18 protein-coding genes are annotated in these 17,394 nt (G+C 38.2%); all 18 read right to left on the reverse strand.

Going from position 1 to position 17,394, the window contains the following annotated elements:
• Positions 1-83: 83 nt before the first annotated feature.
• Complete coding sequence (aroA, locus tag AC2TFD_RS21150; RefSeq protein WP_335516110.1) at positions 84-1,373, reverse strand: 3-phosphoshikimate 1-carboxyvinyltransferase; 1,290 nt, start codon at positions 1,371-1,373, stop codon at positions 84-86.
• Positions 1,374-1,397: 24 nt separating this feature from the next.
• Positions 1,398-2,507 carry a prephenate dehydrogenase gene (locus tag AC2TFD_RS21155; RefSeq protein WP_484673913.1) on the reverse strand — a complete coding sequence of 370 codons (1,110 nt, stop codon included), beginning with the start codon at positions 2,505-2,507 and terminating at the stop codon, positions 1,398-1,400.
• 11 nt (positions 2,508-2,518) lie between these two features.
• Entirely contained in the window at positions 2,519-3,631 is a 1,113-nt protein-coding gene (gene hisC / locus AC2TFD_RS21160; protein WP_335516113.1) for a histidinol-phosphate transaminase, read from the reverse strand.
• A gap of 36 nt (positions 3,632-3,667) precedes the next feature.
• Positions 3,668-4,042, reverse strand: coding sequence for a chorismate mutase (gene aroH / locus AC2TFD_RS21165; protein WP_335516116.1), 375 nt, complete (start codon positions 4,040-4,042; stop codon positions 3,668-3,670).
• A gap of 203 nt (positions 4,043-4,245) precedes the next feature.
• Positions 4,246-5,316 (reverse strand): 3-dehydroquinate synthase, encoded by a 1,071-nt coding sequence (aroB, locus tag AC2TFD_RS21170; protein WP_335567272.1) that lies wholly within the window; start codon positions 5,314-5,316, stop codon positions 4,246-4,248.
• The gene (gene aroC / locus AC2TFD_RS21175; RefSeq protein WP_335567296.1) at positions 5,316-6,488 is read right to left on the reverse strand and encodes a chorismate synthase; all 1,173 of its coding nucleotides are present in this window, start codon (positions 6,486-6,488) and stop codon (positions 5,316-5,318) included. The genes aroB and aroC overlap by 1 nt, the downstream gene beginning before the upstream one ends.
• Before the next feature lie 240 nt (positions 6,489-6,728).
• Complete coding sequence (ndk, locus tag AC2TFD_RS21180; protein ID WP_335567273.1) at positions 6,729-7,175, reverse strand: nucleoside-diphosphate kinase; 447 nt, start codon at positions 7,173-7,175, stop codon at positions 6,729-6,731.
• A 155-nt stretch (positions 7,176-7,330) separates the two neighbouring features.
• On the reverse strand, positions 7,331-8,293 hold the full coding sequence (gene hepT / locus AC2TFD_RS21185) for a heptaprenyl diphosphate synthase component II (RefSeq protein WP_335516126.1): 963 nt from the start codon (positions 8,291-8,293) through the stop codon (positions 7,331-7,333).
• A 42-nt stretch (positions 8,294-8,335) separates the two neighbouring features.
• The gene (locus AC2TFD_RS21190; RefSeq protein ID WP_335567274.1) at positions 8,336-9,040 is read right to left on the reverse strand and encodes a demethylmenaquinone methyltransferase; all 705 of its coding nucleotides are present in this window, start codon (positions 9,038-9,040) and stop codon (positions 8,336-8,338) included.
• Positions 9,041-9,044: 4 nt separating this feature from the next.
• Positions 9,045-9,866 carry a heptaprenyl diphosphate synthase component 1 gene (locus AC2TFD_RS21195; protein WP_335567275.1) on the reverse strand — a complete coding sequence of 274 codons (822 nt, stop codon included), beginning with the start codon at positions 9,864-9,866 and terminating at the stop codon, positions 9,045-9,047.
• 175 nt (positions 9,867-10,041) lie between these two features.
• On the reverse strand, positions 10,042-10,278 hold the full coding sequence (gene mtrB / locus AC2TFD_RS21200; protein WP_335516134.1) for a trp RNA-binding attenuation protein MtrB: 237 nt from the start codon (positions 10,276-10,278) through the stop codon (positions 10,042-10,044).
• Between the two features lie 12 nt (positions 10,279-10,290).
• Positions 10,291-10,857, reverse strand: a complete 567-nt coding sequence (folE, locus tag AC2TFD_RS21205) for a GTP cyclohydrolase I FolE (RefSeq protein ID WP_335567276.1) — start codon at positions 10,855-10,857, stop codon at positions 10,291-10,293.
• A 219-nt stretch (positions 10,858-11,076) separates the two neighbouring features.
• Positions 11,077-11,349, reverse strand: a complete 273-nt coding sequence (gene hbs, locus AC2TFD_RS21210; protein WP_034676225.1) for a non-specific DNA-binding protein Hbs — start codon at positions 11,347-11,349, stop codon at positions 11,077-11,079.
• Between the two features lie 359 nt (positions 11,350-11,708).
• On the reverse strand, positions 11,709-13,187 hold the full coding sequence (gene spoIVA, locus AC2TFD_RS21215) for a stage IV sporulation protein A (protein WP_335516143.1): 1,479 nt from the start codon (positions 13,185-13,187) through the stop codon (positions 11,709-11,711).
• A 356-nt stretch (positions 13,188-13,543) separates the two neighbouring features.
• A complete protein-coding gene (locus AC2TFD_RS21220) occupies positions 13,544-14,254 on the reverse strand; it encodes a hypothetical protein (RefSeq protein ID WP_484673914.1) in 711 nt (236 codons plus the stop codon).
• A 207-nt stretch (positions 14,255-14,461) separates the two neighbouring features.
• Positions 14,462-14,647 (reverse strand): DUF2768 domain-containing protein, encoded by a 186-nt coding sequence (locus tag AC2TFD_RS21225; RefSeq protein WP_335516149.1) that lies wholly within the window; start codon positions 14,645-14,647, stop codon positions 14,462-14,464.
• A gap of 243 nt (positions 14,648-14,890) precedes the next feature.
• The gene (locus AC2TFD_RS21230) at positions 14,891-15,946 is read right to left on the reverse strand and encodes an NAD(P)H-dependent glycerol-3-phosphate dehydrogenase (protein WP_335567278.1); all 1,056 of its coding nucleotides are present in this window, start codon (positions 15,944-15,946) and stop codon (positions 14,891-14,893) included.
• 22 nt (positions 15,947-15,968) lie between these two features.
• Entirely contained in the window at positions 15,969-17,279 is a 1,311-nt protein-coding gene (der, locus tag AC2TFD_RS21235; protein WP_335567279.1) for a ribosome biogenesis GTPase Der, read from the reverse strand.
• Positions 17,280-17,394: the final 115 nt, after the last annotated feature.

A 17,394-nucleotide genomic window follows, 5' to 3' on the forward strand; every position in this document is an offset into this window, starting at 1 on the left:
TTTGCCTCTTTAAGACAAGCTATGTGTCAGCTGTAGAAACTATGACAGGAAAAATCATGTAAAAAAGCCGCCGAGTGGCAGCTTTATTTTTTTAGGCTATTTAAATGACCGAAGAAATTTGGGTAGGAAACTGAAATGGCTTCTGGGTTTTCCAGCTCAACATGATCTTTGCATAGCAAAGATGCAATTGCAAGCATCATACCAATTCTATGGTCACCATGGCTGGATACAGTTCCTCCTTTGAGAGAGGCACCTCCATGAATAATCATTCCGTCTTCGGTTGCTTCTATTGAAGCACCTAGTTTTGTTAGTTCTTGCACAACTGTATCAATTCGATTTGTTTCTTTCACTTTAAGCTCCGAGGCGTCTTTTATAATCGTTGTCCCTTCGGCTTGTGTCGCTAATAAGGCAATGATTGGAATTTCATCGATAAGTCTTGGGATTACATCCCCCTCAACGACAGTCCCTCTTAAACTTGAAGTTTTAATTGTAATATCACCAGCTGGTTCAAAAGAATCTTTATCATGGTTATGAATCTCGATTGCAGCTCCCATTTGATTCATAACCTCAATGATACCTGTCCTTGTAGGATTAAGACCAACATTCTTTAGAACAATTTCACTGTCAGGTACAATCGCTCCAGCAACTAGGAAAAACGCAGCGGAAGAAATATCTCCAGGAACATGGATATCAGAAGCGTAAAGCTTTTGACCGCCTTTTACCGTAATCGTACGATTATCTTTCTGAATTTCACCGCCAAACTTCCGGATCATTCTTTCCGTATGGTCGCGTGATTCAGCTTTTTCAATGATCGTTGACTCTCCCTCAGCTTGTAAACCGGCAAGAATAAGAGCTGACTTGACCTGAGCACTTGCCACAGGCATTTTATAATGAATCGGTTTTAAGCTGCCGCCACGCACGCTGAGGGGGGTAAACTCACCACTTTTACGGCCATCGATTTTTGCACCCATCGTTTTGAGCGGTTCTGTTACCCTAGTCATCGGTCTTTTACCAATTGAATGGTCACCTATAAGAGAAGAGTGGAATGGTCTCCCTGCTAAAATACCTAATAATAGTCGAATCGTTGTTCCAGAATTACCAACGTCCAATAGGTCATTAGGTTCCTTTAACCCATCAAACCCGTTTCCATAAATGGTTATTTCATTTTCATTTTCTTCAATTACGACCCCTAATTTTCTAAAACAGGAAATCGTGCTCAAACAATCATCACCGGGAAGAAAATTCGTTACCCTTGTAACTCCATCGGCTATGGAGCCAAACATTACTGATCGATGAGAAATTGATTTATCCCCAGGTATTTCAATAACACCTTTTAAGCCTTTCACTGTTGGCTGTAATTCTATTATTTCCATGTAATCACCCATATTCAAATCAATTTATATTCCAATTGAGGTTGCGTAGCTTGAGCAATTGTGAATACATCTCTCTGCACGCTGCCTGTCCTCTTCTGTTTGAAAACTAATGACTAGTACTCCATAAATCTCATCTTCTCGTGTTTCTAAAATGCGAATATTCGTTATACTAATATTTTCTTTTGCTAAGTATCCAGTAACCTCAGAAACACTACCAGGATAATCCGGAACGTCGACAAATAGATCGTAGAATGAAGGAATTGCTCCCTTTTCTCTTACAGGCAATCCATCACGGTATTGCTTGGCCTGCTGAAAATAGCGGAAAATTTCATCACTATTTTCTTCCTCGAGTAACTCCTTCACCTCATCCATTTCTTCCTTCCATTTATCAATTAACTCTATTAAAACCTCGCGATTATGAAGTAATATATCCTTCCACATTGCAGGACTGCTAGAAGCTATCCTTGTAATATCTCTAAACCCGCCTGCTGCTAGACGTGGAATAAGACTCTCTTCATCCGCTAACCTTTCCGTTTGGCGAACAATCGAGGCTGCAATGATATGAGGGAAATGACTTACAATTCCAGTTAAATAATCATGGGTTTTGGGGGTAACACTTAAGAATTTTGCATTTGTACCTTTGAGCCATGTCTTTAACAGTTCCACTTTTGAGTTTTCAATGTGGTCCTCTGGTGTTAATAGATAAAAAGCATTCTCAAAAAGAATTTCTTTTGCAGCTGACACACCACTTTTATGGGAACCAGCCATCGGATGACCGCCAATAAAGGTGTATCCATTATTCTTTAAACCAGCAGCATTGGCAACAATTTTACTTTTTGTACTTCCTGTATCAGTAATGATAACTTCTGGTTTTAACGATTGCTCCGACAATAAGTGAATGATCGCTTCCGTTTCAATTACTGGTGCGGAAATAATAATTAAATCTGCGGTTTTAGCTCCATCAGCTATATCATCAGCCACTTCATCAATAACACCAAGCATTTTTGCAAGCCTAGCTTGTTCTTGATTAATATCATAGCCAACAATAAAAGCATCTTTATGTTCTTTTCTAATACATAGAGCCAAGGAACCGCCAATTAACCCAAGCCCAATTACAAACACCCGGCCTATCATTGGCAGTCCCCCTAATTTCCACTGAGCTGAGCTGTATGTTGTTCAGCTAGAAATTCTCCTAACGCTTTAAGCACACCCTCATTTTGCTCTTCCGTACCAACTGTAATCCTTAAAGAGGTTGGGAATCCTAATGCTTTACCCGATCTAACAATAAAGCCTTTTTCTAAAAGAAATTGAAACCCTTTGTCTGCATCAGCATTAATATTTATTAAAATAAAATTAGTTTGAGAAGGATAATAGCTAAGCTTGTGCTGTTCACAGAATTTATAAAATTGATTTAAACCTTGTTTGTTCTTTTCTTTACAAGTTTGAACAAACTCTTGGTCACTAAGTGCAGCTTGTGCCGCCACCTGTCCAAATGAATTAACATTGAACGGTTCTCTTGCAGGTTCCAGCGCTTTAACAATCTCTTTGTTCGCAACGCCATAGCCTACCCTTAATGAGGAAATACCATATATTTTAGAAAAAGTTCGTAACACGATTAGATTGGGATATGAGCGTGTTAATTCAATTGAATTATAATAATCATCTGCAAAAACGTATTCATAATACGCTTCATCGAGGACTACTAAAACATCGGAAGAGACCTTATCCAAGAATGCAATTAATTTATTTTCTGATACATATGTACCCGTTGGATTATTAGGGCTGCATACCCAGACAACATTCGTCTGATCATCGATGGCATTATACATTTTCTCTAAATCATGTTGACCATCAAGTAAAGGGATTTCCCTTATCTCTGCTCCTTCAATTACCGCATTATGTTTGTATTGCGAGAAGGAAGGGGTCGCCATTACAGTGTTAGCACCCGGATGTAAGAGAGCCCTTGAAATAATTTGAATTAGGTTATCAGAACCATTACCAAATATGAGTTCTTCTTGGCTGACATTTAAAAAAGAAGCAACGGATTCCCTTAAGTTCGTCATATAGCCATCAGGGTAAATAGGAAGGTCAGGCTGATTCCTTTCTAATGCAGAAAGTACTTTCGGAGAACACCCAAAAGGATTCTCATTAGATGCAAGTTTAACAATCTGGTCTAATTTATATTGTTTCTTAACTGATTCAATTGATTTTCCTGGCTGATATGGAGTCAGGCTTAATAACTGTTTTTTCCATCTCATTTTATCTCCACTCCATCCGTATTAATAATTTGCTTTCTACTTGGCCACAGTATTGCCTAAATCTGGTCGCAGGACCTTTGCTCCGTTTAAATAAACATGAACAACTTCTTCCTGTTTAACAGTTGTATTCACGTGCAGCATTACTCTAACGCACATTGGTAAAGAATTTATTACTGGCAATTCTCTCATACACATAACCGGTACATAAGTCCAGCCATCAAATTTACGCAGTGCTCTCGCCGGAAAGGCTGCGTTCAGGTCCTCTGTTGTTGAAATAAAAACAGAAGCAACCTGCTCTGGGAGGATATTGTTTCTCTCGATTAATTGTTTTAAAAGCTCTTCTGTTGCAGATACGATTACTTCTTCGGAATTGCTATCTACAGTGATTGCTCCCCTCATCCCTCTAATCATGACAAGTCCCTCCTTGTTTTTAATACGGCTCTTTTCTTTAACTATGATGATTTTTGAACAAGTTTAATGATTGTGCCAAGTTTCCATAGAAAAAATAATTTAATAAGAAAAGAGCCTACAAACTAAATTCTAAAGCGCAAAATTGCTATTTCCACGTTAAAATCGGCTTTAAGATTTTAACAACAATCTATACAAATACAACCTTAAAAATTTCTAATGTGATTTAGTAAAAAGTCATCCGAAAGCTCCTGGAGCTTCGGTTTTCCAATCTGCTCTAATAATACAAATTTAACAGACCCGCCTGATGACTTTTTATCTTGCTTCATTTTTGACAGCAAACGTTCAGTGGAAAGATGCGCCGGAATCTCTGTTTGATAGCCAAGTTCTTGAACCCAGGTAACAAACTCATCTATATCAAAAGATAACCCTGCTACCTCTTTACTTAGCTTTAAGGCAAATACCATTCCAATCATAACGGCTTCACCATGTGTAAAATTCCCGTAGCCCATTTCCGATTCAATGGCATGACCTAGTGTATGTCCAAAATTTAGATAAGCACGAATCCCCGTTTCTCTTTCATCCTTTGATACAAATTCATTTTTGATTTGAATCCCTTTTGTGAGTGATTCAAATAATTGTCGAGATGATAAGGCGTCAAGACGGTGAATATCTGATTTTAACCATTTATAAAAGTTGTTATCATAAATAAGGGCATGCTTAATAACTTCCGCAAAACCAGATCGAATTTCTTGTTTAGAAAGTGTATGAAGCAATTCAAGGTCGTAAAAAACAGCCTCCGGCTGGTGGAAAGCTCCAATCATATTTTTGCCTAGCGGATGATTAATAGCCACTTTTCCACCAACCGCGCTATCATGGGCAAGGATTGTCGTTGGCACTTGAATAAAGGGTATTCCCCTCATAAATGATGCTGCTACAAAACCCGATAGGTCACCCACCGCACCGCCGCCAAATGCAATAATAAGGGATTTTCGGTCTAAGCGGTTTTCCAAAGCCGTCGATAAGGCTTCATAGAAAACCTCGAATGTTTTGGCTTTTTCTCCGCCTGGAGCAGTAAAAATAGCAGGTTCCCATTGGGATATAAGTGGTGCTAATTTATCCATGTGTAATTTTCCAACGGTTTCATCCGTAATAATTAATATTCTAGTCAGATCACTAAAGTTTGATGATAAAAAAGTGCTTATTTCACTCCGTACACCTTCGCCAACAAACACCTCATACTGTTTCGAGCTTGTTTGGATTTTAATAGCTTCCATTAAAATTCCCTCGCGTAATCACGCTGGCGCTTAATTTCGGCGGCAAATGTTTCGAAACGATCACTATAGAATTGCTCAATAAGTGAATTAGCTAGTTCCCATGCTACAACATTCTCTGCAACCACTGCTGCGGCAGGAACTGCACAGCTGTCTGAACGCTCAACACTTGCAGAAAAAGGCTCCTTCGTATCGATATCCACACTCATTAACGGCTTATAAAGCGTTGGTATAGGCTTCATTACTCCGCGCACAACAATTGGCATCCCATTAGTCATGCCGCCTTCAAAACCGCCAAGACGATTAGTTTTGCGGGTATAGCCATTTTCTTTATCCCAAACAATTTCGTCATGGACTTCGCTTCCTGGCTTACTTGCTGCTTCAAAGCCAATTCCAATCTCTACTCCTTTAAATGCATTAATGCTTACAATAGCTGCCGCAAGTTTTGCATCTAATTTCCTATCATATTGAACATAGCTGCCTACCCCTGCTGGCATACCGGTTGCGATTACTTCAACAACACCACCAATGGAATCGCCGTTCTTCTTCGCATTGTCAATCGCATCCATCATTTCCTGCTCTACCTCTTTATCGGCGCAGCGTACAGGTGAAAGCTCTGTTCTTTCCTTTAACTCTTCAAAGGTTAAATCAGGGTTGGCTTTAGCCTTAATACCACCTATTTCAACAACATGTGAAACAAGTGTAACTCCAACTAGAGATAAAAGTTTCTTAGCAACTGCACCGGCCGCTACTCTTACCGTAGTCTCTCGTGCTGATGAACGTTCAAGAACATTTCTCATATCTCGATGACCGTATTTTATCGCACCATTTAAGTCAGCATGACCAGGTCTTGGTCTCGTTATTTTACGTTTTACTTCATCTTCTTGTCCTTCAATTAATGGATCTGCTCCCATAATTTTAGTCCAATGCTTCCAGTCATTGTTCTCTACCACTAAGCAAATCGGAGATCCAAGTGTTTGGCCATGACGAACTCCAGATGTAATTTGAACTGTATCTTTTTCTATTTGCATTCTTCTTCCGCGGCCATAACCTTGCTGCCGCCTTGCAAGCTCTGTATTAATATCTTCAGCCAATAAGGGCATCCCTGCTGGCAGTCCCTCTAAAATAGTCGTTAATTGTGGACCGTGTGATTCTCCTGCTGTTAAATATCTCATTCCCATTACTCTTTCCCCCTTCAACTCATTAAAGGATTTTTATCAATATACCATATTAAGACCAATAAACCTAGTATAATTATCTGAAAATAGCATAAATTGATGGATGCTTATTTAATTAATGATAAACACGTTTCACCCTTTTGTACACTATTTGTTAACAAAATATTTTTTTAATTCTGATGAATACGCATACAAAAAAGCACCTGTATCAAGGATACAAGTGCCTTTTACCCGAAATTAATAAATCCATTCATTCACGAGTTTACTGTACTCTACAACGCCGCCGTCTTTAAAAAACAACCCAATTTCACGTTCAGCGCTTGCAGGAGAATCAGATCCGTGAATAACATTCTTTCCAACAGTTAAACCAAAATCTCCACGTATAGTACCTGGTGCGGCATCCTTAGGATTTGTTGATCCCATCATTTGACGTGCTGTAGCAATAACATTTTCACCTTGCCAAACCATTGCAAAAACAGGTCCGGATGTGATGAAATCTACTAACTCACCAAAAAACGGACGTTCTTTATGCTCGCCATAGTGCTCCTGGGCAAGTTCAGTTGGAATGCTCATTAATTTAGCGCCTGCTAATTGGAAACCCTTCTTTTCAAAACGACCAACGATTTCTCCGATTAAATTACGCTGTACACCGTCAGGCTTCACCATTAAAAATGTTTTTTCCATGAATTCCACTCCTAAAATAGTATGTATAATAATTGCCATAGTGGGACAATCCATGAAGATGTTAACATTTTTTAGAATATTTCGCAAGTCGAAAGCGATTTCAATTAAAAAATTGACAGAAAAAGAGAGTAAACCATGGTTTGACTCTCTTTTTCTCAATATTTCCGTCTTCCAATAAACTTTGCGATATCTCGCAGTGTCTTATTTGCTTTGTTCGCGGGTAGTTCTTCTAGTACGGCTAGTGCCTTTTTTAGGTACATATCGCTTAATGCGATGGACCTTTCTATAGCACCAGACTCTTTAATAAGGGAGATGATTTTTTGTATTTGAATAGGCTCCATATCCTCGTGAACCTTTTCAATCTCAAACCGAATCTGATCGTTTTCCATTGCATAGAGAGCAGGAGCTGTGATATTTCCCTGAAGTAAGTCACTGCCAGCTGGCTTACCAAGTTCCTCTTCCGTCGAGGTAAAATCCAAAATATCATCTGTTATCTGAAATGCCATGCCGACGTAATATCCAAATCGGTATAATTTTTTATGTATGGATTCCTCAACATCAGCAGTAATCGCACCCAGCTGACAGCTGGCAGAGATTAACAAGGCTGTCTTTCTTTTAATTCTGCGCAAATAATCCCTAAGATTCTGATTAAATCGATATTTATCTTTAATCTGCTGGATTTCACCCACAGATACTTCAACAATGGTATTGGCTAATATTTTATGAGCTAAGGGCTTATTAATTTCACTCATCAATTCCAACGAGAGCGCAAAAATAAAGTCACCCGTATACATGGCCGTCTTGTTGTCCCATTTCGCTTTAACCGTTGGCTGACCCCTTCTAATATCGGCATTGTCGATGACATCATCATGCACAAGGGAAGCCATATGAATAAGTTCAAGTGCAACGGCAACGTTTTTCATTACATTAATATCGTACTGGCCAAACTTTCCAGCCAATAAAACAAAAACAGGCCGAATTCTTTTACCTCCTGCCCGCAGGGTGTGCAATGAAGCCCGTTTCAAAAGAAGAGAGTCCGCCTGGATTGTCTCTTCTAATTTTTTTTCGATTAAATTAATATCTGAATTCAAAAATGAATACATCATCTTTAATTTCATTTGTATTCACCAGCTTTTCATCCTGTTTACATATCAAAAAAATTACTTTTTATGTCCTATATGAACCGCTGCCGCGCCGCCGCTATATGGTTTATAAAAAACATTTTTGAAGCCTGCAGTTTCAAACATTCTCGCTAATTCTTTCATACCAGGGAAATCACGTGCAGATTCTTGAAGCCATGAGTATTCTTCGTAGCTTTTAGCAAATAATTTACCAAACATTGGCATGATAAAACGGAAATAAAAATAATAAAGTTGTTTATACCCTATAAGAGTAGGCTGGGAGGTTTCTAAACAGACTGCAATCCCGCCCGGCTTAACTACACGGTTCATTTCTTTTAATACCTGAAGATAATCCGGCACATTTCTTAAACCAAAACCTATTGTTACATAGTCGAAGCTATTATCAGGAAAAGGCAGCTCCATGGCATTTCCATGAACTAAATTCACATGTTTTAAACCCATGCTTTTTACTTTTTCGATCCCAACATTTAGCATATTCTGACTAAAGTCCAATCCAGTAACCTCACCAGATGGACCAACAGCCTCAGATAGTGCAATCGTCCAGTCCCCTGTTCCACAACAAACATCCAGCGCTTTCGAACCTGGCTTGACATTCATTCTTTTCATGGTATCTTTACGCCATTTAATGTGTTGTTGAAAACTTATCACAGAGTTCATTTTATCGTAGTTATCGGAAATTTTCTCAAAAACCTTATGAACTCGTTGTTCTTTGGATTGCTGCATATGCTTACCCTTCTTCCACTAAAGATTTCGCAAATGGTTGATGTTCATTAATGATCGAAGTAATTCTAGCTTCAAGCATATCATTTAAATATGGGAGCTGACTTATTCCTTTTATAAGAAATTGTTTGGAAGAATCAAGATAACGATCACAAATCACAAGCAAATCTCTCTGCTGATTATCTGACAATTTATTTACTGAAAGATTTTTAATAGGACTAATAAAATCCTTCATTGATTCGAACATGATGCTGCTTCCAGTTTCCAAAAAAAGTTTCTTTTCGAAAAGCAAGCGCTTAAAGAAAAATAAATTTACAATAAAGTCATTCCATAAGTCTACTTTAAAACGTCCGGAGAATTTAACAAGTAAAGAGCTTTCAATTTTTTTTATACTTGTCATTAAATTTTCGATTCCATTCAGTTCTTTTTGATAAATGGACACTTTATGTTCATTAACTTCTTTTACCCCTCTTGAGAGCTCTCTTATCATATTGATATCTTCTGACTCAGCCAATAGTTTATAATACAATCCACTATAATAGTCCCCAGCTAGGACTGTTAATTGTCTATTAATTTCATCAACAGTTGCATTCGATATATGCTCATGGGTATCAAGGGCAATTTGTATTAGCATTGTTGTCGTTGCGTAATTCTTTAACTCATTGTAAGACAATTCGAGCCTATCCATGATGGATACGAGAATAAGCAGTTTATCTTCATCAATTACAGGCATATCAATATGTTTAAGCAAGTAAGAATGATATACTTTTTGCTCAACTTGCTCCTTAATGTCTGTAAACTTTTGTCGAATGTCTGGCAATTTAATCACCCTTGCTTCCCCGAATTTATATATTTATTATGTTCCTTTTGTTTAAACAAGGCAGTGACAATTATATCATAAAAGCTTATGTATGGGCAGAAATTCACAAAATAAATACATTTCTACCGAAGGGAAATTAGCATATAAAAAATAAGTAGTGTTTACTATATAGACTTTACTCTCATTACTTATTATTTTCGCTTTCAATTTCGCCAAACTGAGTCAATATTTTTGCATTTCCTCTAATTTTTATTGCTGAAGTATGTTCTGTAAATTGGGCAATTAATACTTCCCCTTTATCAAGCTTTTCAGAGTGATGAAATTTAGTATCTGTTCCTCGAGTCAATCCAATCACACTAACCCCATCATCAATTGCTTTTATCACAACAAAGTCACTGTTTTGCGTTTCTCGCTTTTCCATAGTATCCCCCACTTAATTCTTAATTAAAGTTAGAATTTCAGATCGAGCGATTGTATCCTTGACAAGATTGCCCCTTACTGCTGTTGTCACTGTTTTTGAACCAGGTTTCTTTACACCGCGCATCGTCATACACATATGTTCTGCCTCGACAACGACCATTACCCCATGAGGATCTAATTTTTCCATTATACTATCAGCTATGGTTGAAGTAATTCTCTCCTGTAATTGTGGTCTTTTAGAGACCGCCTCTACAGCCCTTGCCAATTTACTTAAACCAGTTACACGTCCATTTTTTGGTATATATGCAACATGAGCTGACCCGAAGAATGGTACAAGATGATGTTCACACATAGAATAAAACGGGATATCCTTCACCAAAACTAGTTCTTCATGGTCTTCACTGAAAATAGTCTCAAAGTGTTTCTTCGGATCTTCCTTTAATCCGCTAAAAACTTCTTCATACATTTTTGCAACTCGTTTCGGCGTATCGAGCAGGCCTTCTCTGTTGGGATCTTCCCCAATCGCCGTTAAGATTAAACGTACCGCCTCTTCAATTTGGGTACGATTTACTTCAGTCATGCATATTCCCCCTACTGTATATCAAACAAGTATAAACGACTATTACATATTAGCACAACAAAAGAGATATAGAAAAGCGGAAGCGGCTTGAACAGGGGCGGCCTATCACTACGAGCCCCTAGGCTGCTTGCGCTAGACAAGTTCAAAGTTACCATCAGCATAGAAAAAAGGCCATGGAGGTTACCATGACCTTTTTGCCGAGGCAATAAATTTATGTAATTATTTTACTGCGTCTTTAAGCGCTTTACCTGGTTTGAAAGCAGGAACTTTGCTTGCACCAATTTCGATTTCCTCACCAGTTTGAGGATTGCGGCCTTTACGTGCTGCACGTTCGCGTACTTCAAAGTTACCAAAACCGATTAATTGGACTTTATCACCATTTTTCAAAGCATCTAGAATTGAATCAAAAACAGCATCGACTGCTTTTGTAGCGTCTTTTTTAGAAAGCTCGCTTGCTTCTGCAACTGCGTTAATTAGTTCTGTTTTGTTCATGCTATTCACCTCCTCCCAGTATATTAAGTAAAGAATCGTAAATAAGAGTTCTTATCTACATTTCTAAACAATTTTCCTTAATTCTATACGTCATAGCGCGGTTTTATTGGAAAAGTAATCAAAAATTACTGCTTTTGTTTTTTAATTCACTTTTTTAATAAGAAACCTTATTATATAAAGGTTTTAAGCACCAAACGTAGGTCTGTTAAAAGATTATCACAATCATTTACGCTTATCAAGAATATTTCATGAAATAATGGTAATCTTTTCTTCATTTCTACAAATTTCTACTATTTTCGACAAGATTGAGTGTTGTTTTTTGTAAAATCAAAAAAGACTCCATATTTGGAGTCTTCTGCTTACAGGATTATAGCGATTAGGCCGCCTGATCCTTCGTTTATAATTCTTTCTAATGTTTCTTTTAATTTATATCTTGCGTTCTCTGGCATTAAGGATAGCTTTGCTTGAATCCCTTCCCTAACGATAGAACTTAAAGAGCGGCCAAAAATATCAGAATTCCAGATGGATAATGGATCATCTTCAAAATCCTGCATTAAATAACGGACGAGTTCTTCACTTTGCTTTTCCGTACCAATAATCGGGGCAAACTCAGATTCAACATCGACCTTTATCATATGAATGGATGGAGCCACCGCTCGCAGCCTTACCCCGAACCTCGCACCTTGACGGATAATTTCAGGTTCTTCAAGGCTCATATCTGAAAGTGATGGAGATGCAATACCGTATCCAGTCTGCTTCACCATCCTTAGTGCGTCTGAAATATGATCATATTCTGCTTTTGCATGAGCAAAATCCTGCATTAACTCTAGGAGATGATCTTTTCCTCTAATTTCCACACCGACGATTTCTTTTAAAATATCATCATAAAGTTCATCTGGTGCAAATAAATCAATCTCTGCTACACCTTGACCCATTTCAATTCCTGCTAGGCCAGCACTTTCAATGTAGTCAAAGTCGCTAAATTGCTGCACAACCCTATCAACATCTCTTAATCTTTTGATATCTTTAACTGTTTCTTTTACTGCTTCTTGATAGCTTTCACGCAGCCAGTGATTCTCCCTTAACACCATTACCCAGCTTGGGAGATTAACATTAACCTCAAGTACTGGGAATTCATATAAAGCTTCTCTTAGAACATTAAGAACATCACTGTCACGCATGCTTTCTACACTCATCGCTAGTACTGGAATATCATACTTTTCCGCTAAGCTAGACCTGAGTGTTTCCGTGCTTGGGTGATATGGCTGCGCGCTGTTGACGACCATAATGAATGGTTTGCCAACCTCTTTCAACTCGTTTATCACTCTTTCTTCAGCCTCAATATAGTTACTTCTTGGTATCTCACCAATAGTTCCATCCGTAGTAACAACTACACCTATTGTGGAATGTTCTTGGATCACCTTTCTAGTACCAATTTCAGCAGCTTCATGGAACGGAATTGGCTCTTCGTACCAAGGAGTAGTTATCATCCTAGGACCATTTTCATCCTCATATCCTTTAGCACCTGGAACCGTGTAACCGACACAGTCAACCAGTCTTATATTTACATTAAGACCTTCGTCAACATGGACGGAAGCAGCTTGATTCGGAACAAACTTAGGCTCCGTTGTCATGATTGTTTTCCCTGCAGCACTCTGAGGAAGTTCATCAACTGTTCTAGATCTCTCTGCCTCATTTTCTATATTCGGTAAAACCACGAGCTCCATAAATTTTTTAATAAATGTGGATTTTCCTGTTCTTACAGCACCAACTACTCCTAAATAAATATCACCGCCGGTTCTTTCGGCAATATCTTTGAAAATATCAACCTTTTCCAAGTGATCCCCTCCCGATCATAGAGTAAAGTGGGATAATATTATCCATTAAGATATTTTTGGACAATATATGTGTATGACGTTGTCCTATATTGTTATGACTCTTTTTAAAAATTTTTTTACCCCCTTAACGATTTATTCCTTGAATATGCTAGTATCTGTTGTGTCTGAACAGTTGATCGTATGAGGGTTTCTGGTAAAGTAACACGGTATATAGTCACGTTCCGTATTTGTCTTTATCCCATTTGGCAACTGGCACCAATGTGCCTAAAAAAAACCCTTCTCCTACAATATATTTCGCAAGAGAAGGGTTATGACTATTTAGCATTCTTATGTTAGTTGTTTTTAAGAAAAGAGCTTCAGTTCTCTAAAAAAACTGGTTCGTTGGTCTCAGGATCGACGATATAGGGTAAAGAATAAGCCGGAACAAACATAGAACTTTCCACAAGAATATTTCGAATATCCTCACCGGTTATTATCTGTTTGTCCGTTTTTTTAAGCTCTTGATATAGATCTTGACGGTAATCAACATACACTTCTGCATTCGTCGTTACCACAAATGGAAGATTTTTATTTGAAAACGGGCTAACGGCGTACGGTTCCTGCTTATAACCTAGCTTGTTGTAATCAAGTGTATACACATGATTAGCTAGCTGGTCTTTATAGGGCGGATAGCCATTTGTTTTGATTCTGACATTAATATCACGAATGGCATCAGCCATTCTTAAATCTAAAAGCTTTACAGTTGGATTCGTTTCTACATCCACAAGGACGTATTGGAAAATCCCGCCGCTTTCAAATGCATTACCTGGCGGCTCTGCAAGATATTTGGGAGCAATTTTTTTAAAGTCAATCGGATATTTTTGGTAAATTGGCGTATCTGCTTCCCTTGTTTTAATCGGCAGAATTCCCCCATTTTCCTCCTTAAAGGAATTTACAGCCTGTTGAACAGCTTGGAGTTGGTCTTGATATGGGATTTGGTTCTGTGTTAACTTCTCAGAAGGATACATACAGCCTGTTAAGAACAATGAAGTAAAAACAAGCAGGATGCCTATGACTTTCCAATTCATACAATCACCTATTTTTTTCTTATTATGTAAGGCTCTTTTCTTAAACCTTATCCATTTGGAGATAAAAGCTGTGGATGAGCTATGACCTGTTGCGAAATAGCCTTCAATTGTAAGAAAAGAGCTCGCAAACTTAATTTTATGCACGAAATAGCTTGGTCCACGTTAAAATCGGCTTTAGGATTTTAACAACTAAATTCCGAAAACATCCTATGTAAAAAGGACAATGAATAACGTAATAGCCGAGATAAATAAAAAGATGTAGGCAAGGAGAGCCGTGATCAACTTGAGGACTCCTTTTAACTTGTAGCGGCTAAGATAAATTGTAATAATAGCAAGAAACATTATTCCCATACCTGCAATTGAAATCCACATTTTTAGCATTCCTGGTGACAAAAAGACACCCCCCTTATTCCGAAAGCTATTATAACATAAGGGAGGTGGTTCTTAAAAAAATTTTGTTTAACGGCAATAAAAAAACTGAAGTAAAGAGGGGCGAATTCTTTACTTCAGTCTTAGTGACTAATCAACCCATAACGCTTCGGTTCATACTACACGTGTGCTTCGCTTGCATTGTATGCAAAAAGATTTAAATGCGAATCATCGAATGCCTATTTTTCGGTGAAAAATGCACAATTTTTACTCCTCGAGGTTTCTTTCTTCAAGAATATTCACTAAATCTTCCATTTCATGGGTTTTACCACGAGCCATTAATACATCAACTGCATCTTTTGCATTTTTACCATTAAACAATACATCATAGAGGACACATGTAATCGGCATGCTGACATCATACTTTTTTGAAAGCTGATAGGCCGCTTTCGTTGTCCTAACACCTTCTACAACCATTCCCATGTTATCAAGAACCTCATCAAGGTTTTTACCTTTACCAAGTAAATTTCCAGCTCTCCAGTTCCTTGAATGGACACTGGTACACGTAACAATTAAGTCCCCAATTCCGGTTAATCCTGAGAAAGTTAGTGGATTTGCCCCCATTTTGGTTCCAAGTCTAGCTATTTCAGCTAATCCTCTTGTCATTAAAGCCGCCTTTGCATTATCACCATACCCAAGCCCGTCCGTAATTCCCGCAGCCAAAGCGATGATATTCTTTAACGCGCCGCCGATTTCTACACCTATTACATCTGGATTTGTATAGACCCGAAAATTAAGGTTAATAAACAAGTCTTGAATTTCTTCTGCAGCTTCCATATCCTCCGAAGATACGGTAACAGTTGTTGGATGCCTTTTACTAACTTCTTCTGCATGGCTGGGGCCTGAGAGCACTACAACAGCTTTCAACAGCTCACTAGGCATTTCTTCCTTAATGACTTCTGAGACGCGCAGAAGAGAGTCTGGTTCAATCCCTTTACTAACATGTGCAATAATTAAGGGTGAGCTCTCTACGGACTTCATTTTTCCAAGTACTTCGCGTATGGCTTTCGTTGGCACTGCAAGGATAACTGTTTTGATATCAGATAATGCATCATGTAATGATGCATAACCTACTATTAAGTCAGGTAGTAAAATTTCTGGCAAATATTTTTTGTTCGTATGGAATTGATTAATCTCTTCAACCTGGCCTTCATTATGGCTCCACAACCGAACTGGATGTCCATTGTCAGCCAGGACCATTGCAAGGGCAGTTCCCCAGCTTCCTGCTCCAATGACAGCAACCGTTTCTTTATTTCCCTGCATATAATTCACTCCCACCGTAAAATTATTTTCTTTCTCTTGCGTAAATTTTTATCGGGGTTCCCTCGAATCCAAATGCCTCTCGGATCCGATTTTCTAAGAAGCGCTCATATGAGAAATGCATTAATTCTGGTTCGTTTACAAATACAACAAAGGTTGGCGGTTTAACAGCTACTTGTGTTGTGTAATAAATCTTTAATCGTCGCCCTTTATCTGTTGGTGTTGGATTCATGGCAACTGCATCCATAATGATATCATTTAAAACGCTTGTTTCAACACGCATGGAATGGTTTTCGCTGGCAGTATTAATCATTGGTAAAAGCGTATGGATCCGTTTTTTCGTCTTTGCAGATAAGAAAACAATAGGAGCATAACTTAAGAACAGAAAATGTTCCCGAATTTTTTGTTCAAGTTCCCTCATCGTTTTCTCATCTTTTTCAACGGCATCCCACTTGTTGACAACAATCACAATTGCCCGGCCCGCTTCATGTGCATATCCAGCAATTTTCTTATCTTGTTCGATGATTCCTTCTTCTGCATTAATAACGACTAAAACAACATCTGACCGCTCTATTGCCCTTAAAGCACGAAGTACACTATATTTTTCTGTACTCTCATAGACCTTTCCTTTTTTACGCATTCCTGCTGTATCAATGATGACATATTTTCCACCATTGTACGTATACGGAGAATCCACTGCATCCCTAGTTGTTCCGGCAATGTCACTTACAATCACGCGCTCTTCTCCCAGAATGGCATTGACTAATGATGATTTTCCAACATTTGGCCGACCTATTAAAGAGAATTTAATCGTATCTTCATCATAATCCAGTCCCTTATCCTTTGGAAAGTGTTTAGCAGCCTCGTCTAGTAAGTCACCTAATCCGAGCCCATGAGAACCGGATACAGGTATTGGCTCTCCAAATCCTAAAGAATAAAAATCATAAATTTGTTCGCGCATTTCAGGATTATCAATTTTATTAACCGCTAATACAACCGGCTTTTTGGATTTATATAATATCTTTGCGACCTCTTCGTCTGCGGCTGTAACTCCTTCTCTTCCATTTGTTAAGAAGATAATAACATCTGCTTCATCAATCGCGACTTCAGCCTGCTGACGAATCTGCTCTAGAAATGGTTCATCCCCAATATCGATTCCACCCGTATCAATTACATTAAAATCATGTGTTAACCATTCTCCAGAACTATAAATTCGATCACGTGTTACTCCAGGGATATCTTCAACAATTGAAATTCTTTCTCCAACAATTCTGTTGAAGATGGTGGACTTTCCGACATTCGGTCGTCCTACTATGGCTATAACAGGTTTTACCATTATCATCGCCATCCTTTCTATTTCTTCTATTTATCAATACTTTTGTTATTTTTATCGTTATGGTGTACTAATGATAAAGAAACCCTTCCTTAAAACAGAAGGGTCTAACCATATT

Source organism: Neobacillus sp. plas4 (genome assembly GCF_057221695.1).

Excerpts from the sequence above, each read along its gene's own strand:
- aroA (WP_335516110.1), bottom strand. The coding sequence starts at position 1,373 with ATGGAAATAATAGAATTACAGCCAACAGTGAAAGGCTTAAAAGGTGTT.
- AC2TFD_RS21155 (WP_484673913.1), bottom strand. The coding sequence starts at position 2,507 with ATGATAGGCCGGGTGTTTGTAATTGGGCTTGGGTTAATTGGCGGTTCC.
- hisC (WP_335516113.1), bottom strand. The coding sequence starts at position 3,631 with ATGAGATGGAAAAAACAGTTATTAAGCCTGACTCCATATCAGCCAGGA.
- aroH (WP_335516116.1), bottom strand. The coding sequence starts at position 4,042 with ATGATTAGAGGGATGAGGGGAGCAATCACTGTAGATAGCAATTCCGAA.
- aroB (WP_335567272.1), bottom strand. The coding sequence starts at position 5,316 with ATGGAAGCTATTAAAATCCAAACAAGCTCGAAACAGTATGAGGTGTTT.
- aroC (WP_335567296.1), bottom strand. The coding sequence starts at position 6,488 with ATGAGATATTTAACAGCAGGAGAATCACACGGTCCACAATTAACGACT.
- ndk (WP_335567273.1), bottom strand. The coding sequence starts at position 7,175 with ATGGAAAAAACATTTTTAATGGTGAAGCCTGACGGTGTACAGCGTAAT.
- hepT (WP_335516126.1), bottom strand. The coding sequence starts at position 8,293 with ATGAAATTAAAGATGATGTATTCATTTTTGAATTCAGATATTAATTTA.
- AC2TFD_RS21190 (WP_335567274.1), bottom strand. The coding sequence starts at position 9,040 with ATGCAGCAATCCAAAGAACAACGAGTTCATAAGGTTTTTGAGAAAATT.
- mtrB (WP_335516134.1), bottom strand. The coding sequence starts at position 10,278 with ATGGAAAAGCGAGAAACGCAAAACAGTGACTTTGTTGTGATAAAAGCA.
- folE (WP_335567276.1), bottom strand. The coding sequence starts at position 10,857 with ATGACTGAAGTAAATCGTACCCAAATTGAAGAGGCGGTACGTTTAATC.
- hbs (WP_034676225.1), bottom strand. The coding sequence starts at position 11,349 with ATGAACAAAACAGAACTAATTAACGCAGTTGCAGAAGCAAGCGAGCTT.
- AC2TFD_RS21220 (WP_484673914.1), bottom strand. The coding sequence starts at position 14,254 with ATGAATTGGAAAGTCATAGGCATCCTGCTTGTTTTTACTTCATTGTTC.
- AC2TFD_RS21230 (WP_335567278.1), bottom strand. The coding sequence starts at position 15,946 with ATGCAGGGAAATAAAGAAACGGTTGCTGTCATTGGAGCAGGAAGCTGG.
- der (WP_335567279.1), bottom strand. The coding sequence starts at position 17,279 with ATGGTAAAACCTGTTATAGCCATAGTAGGACGACCGAATGTCGGAAAG.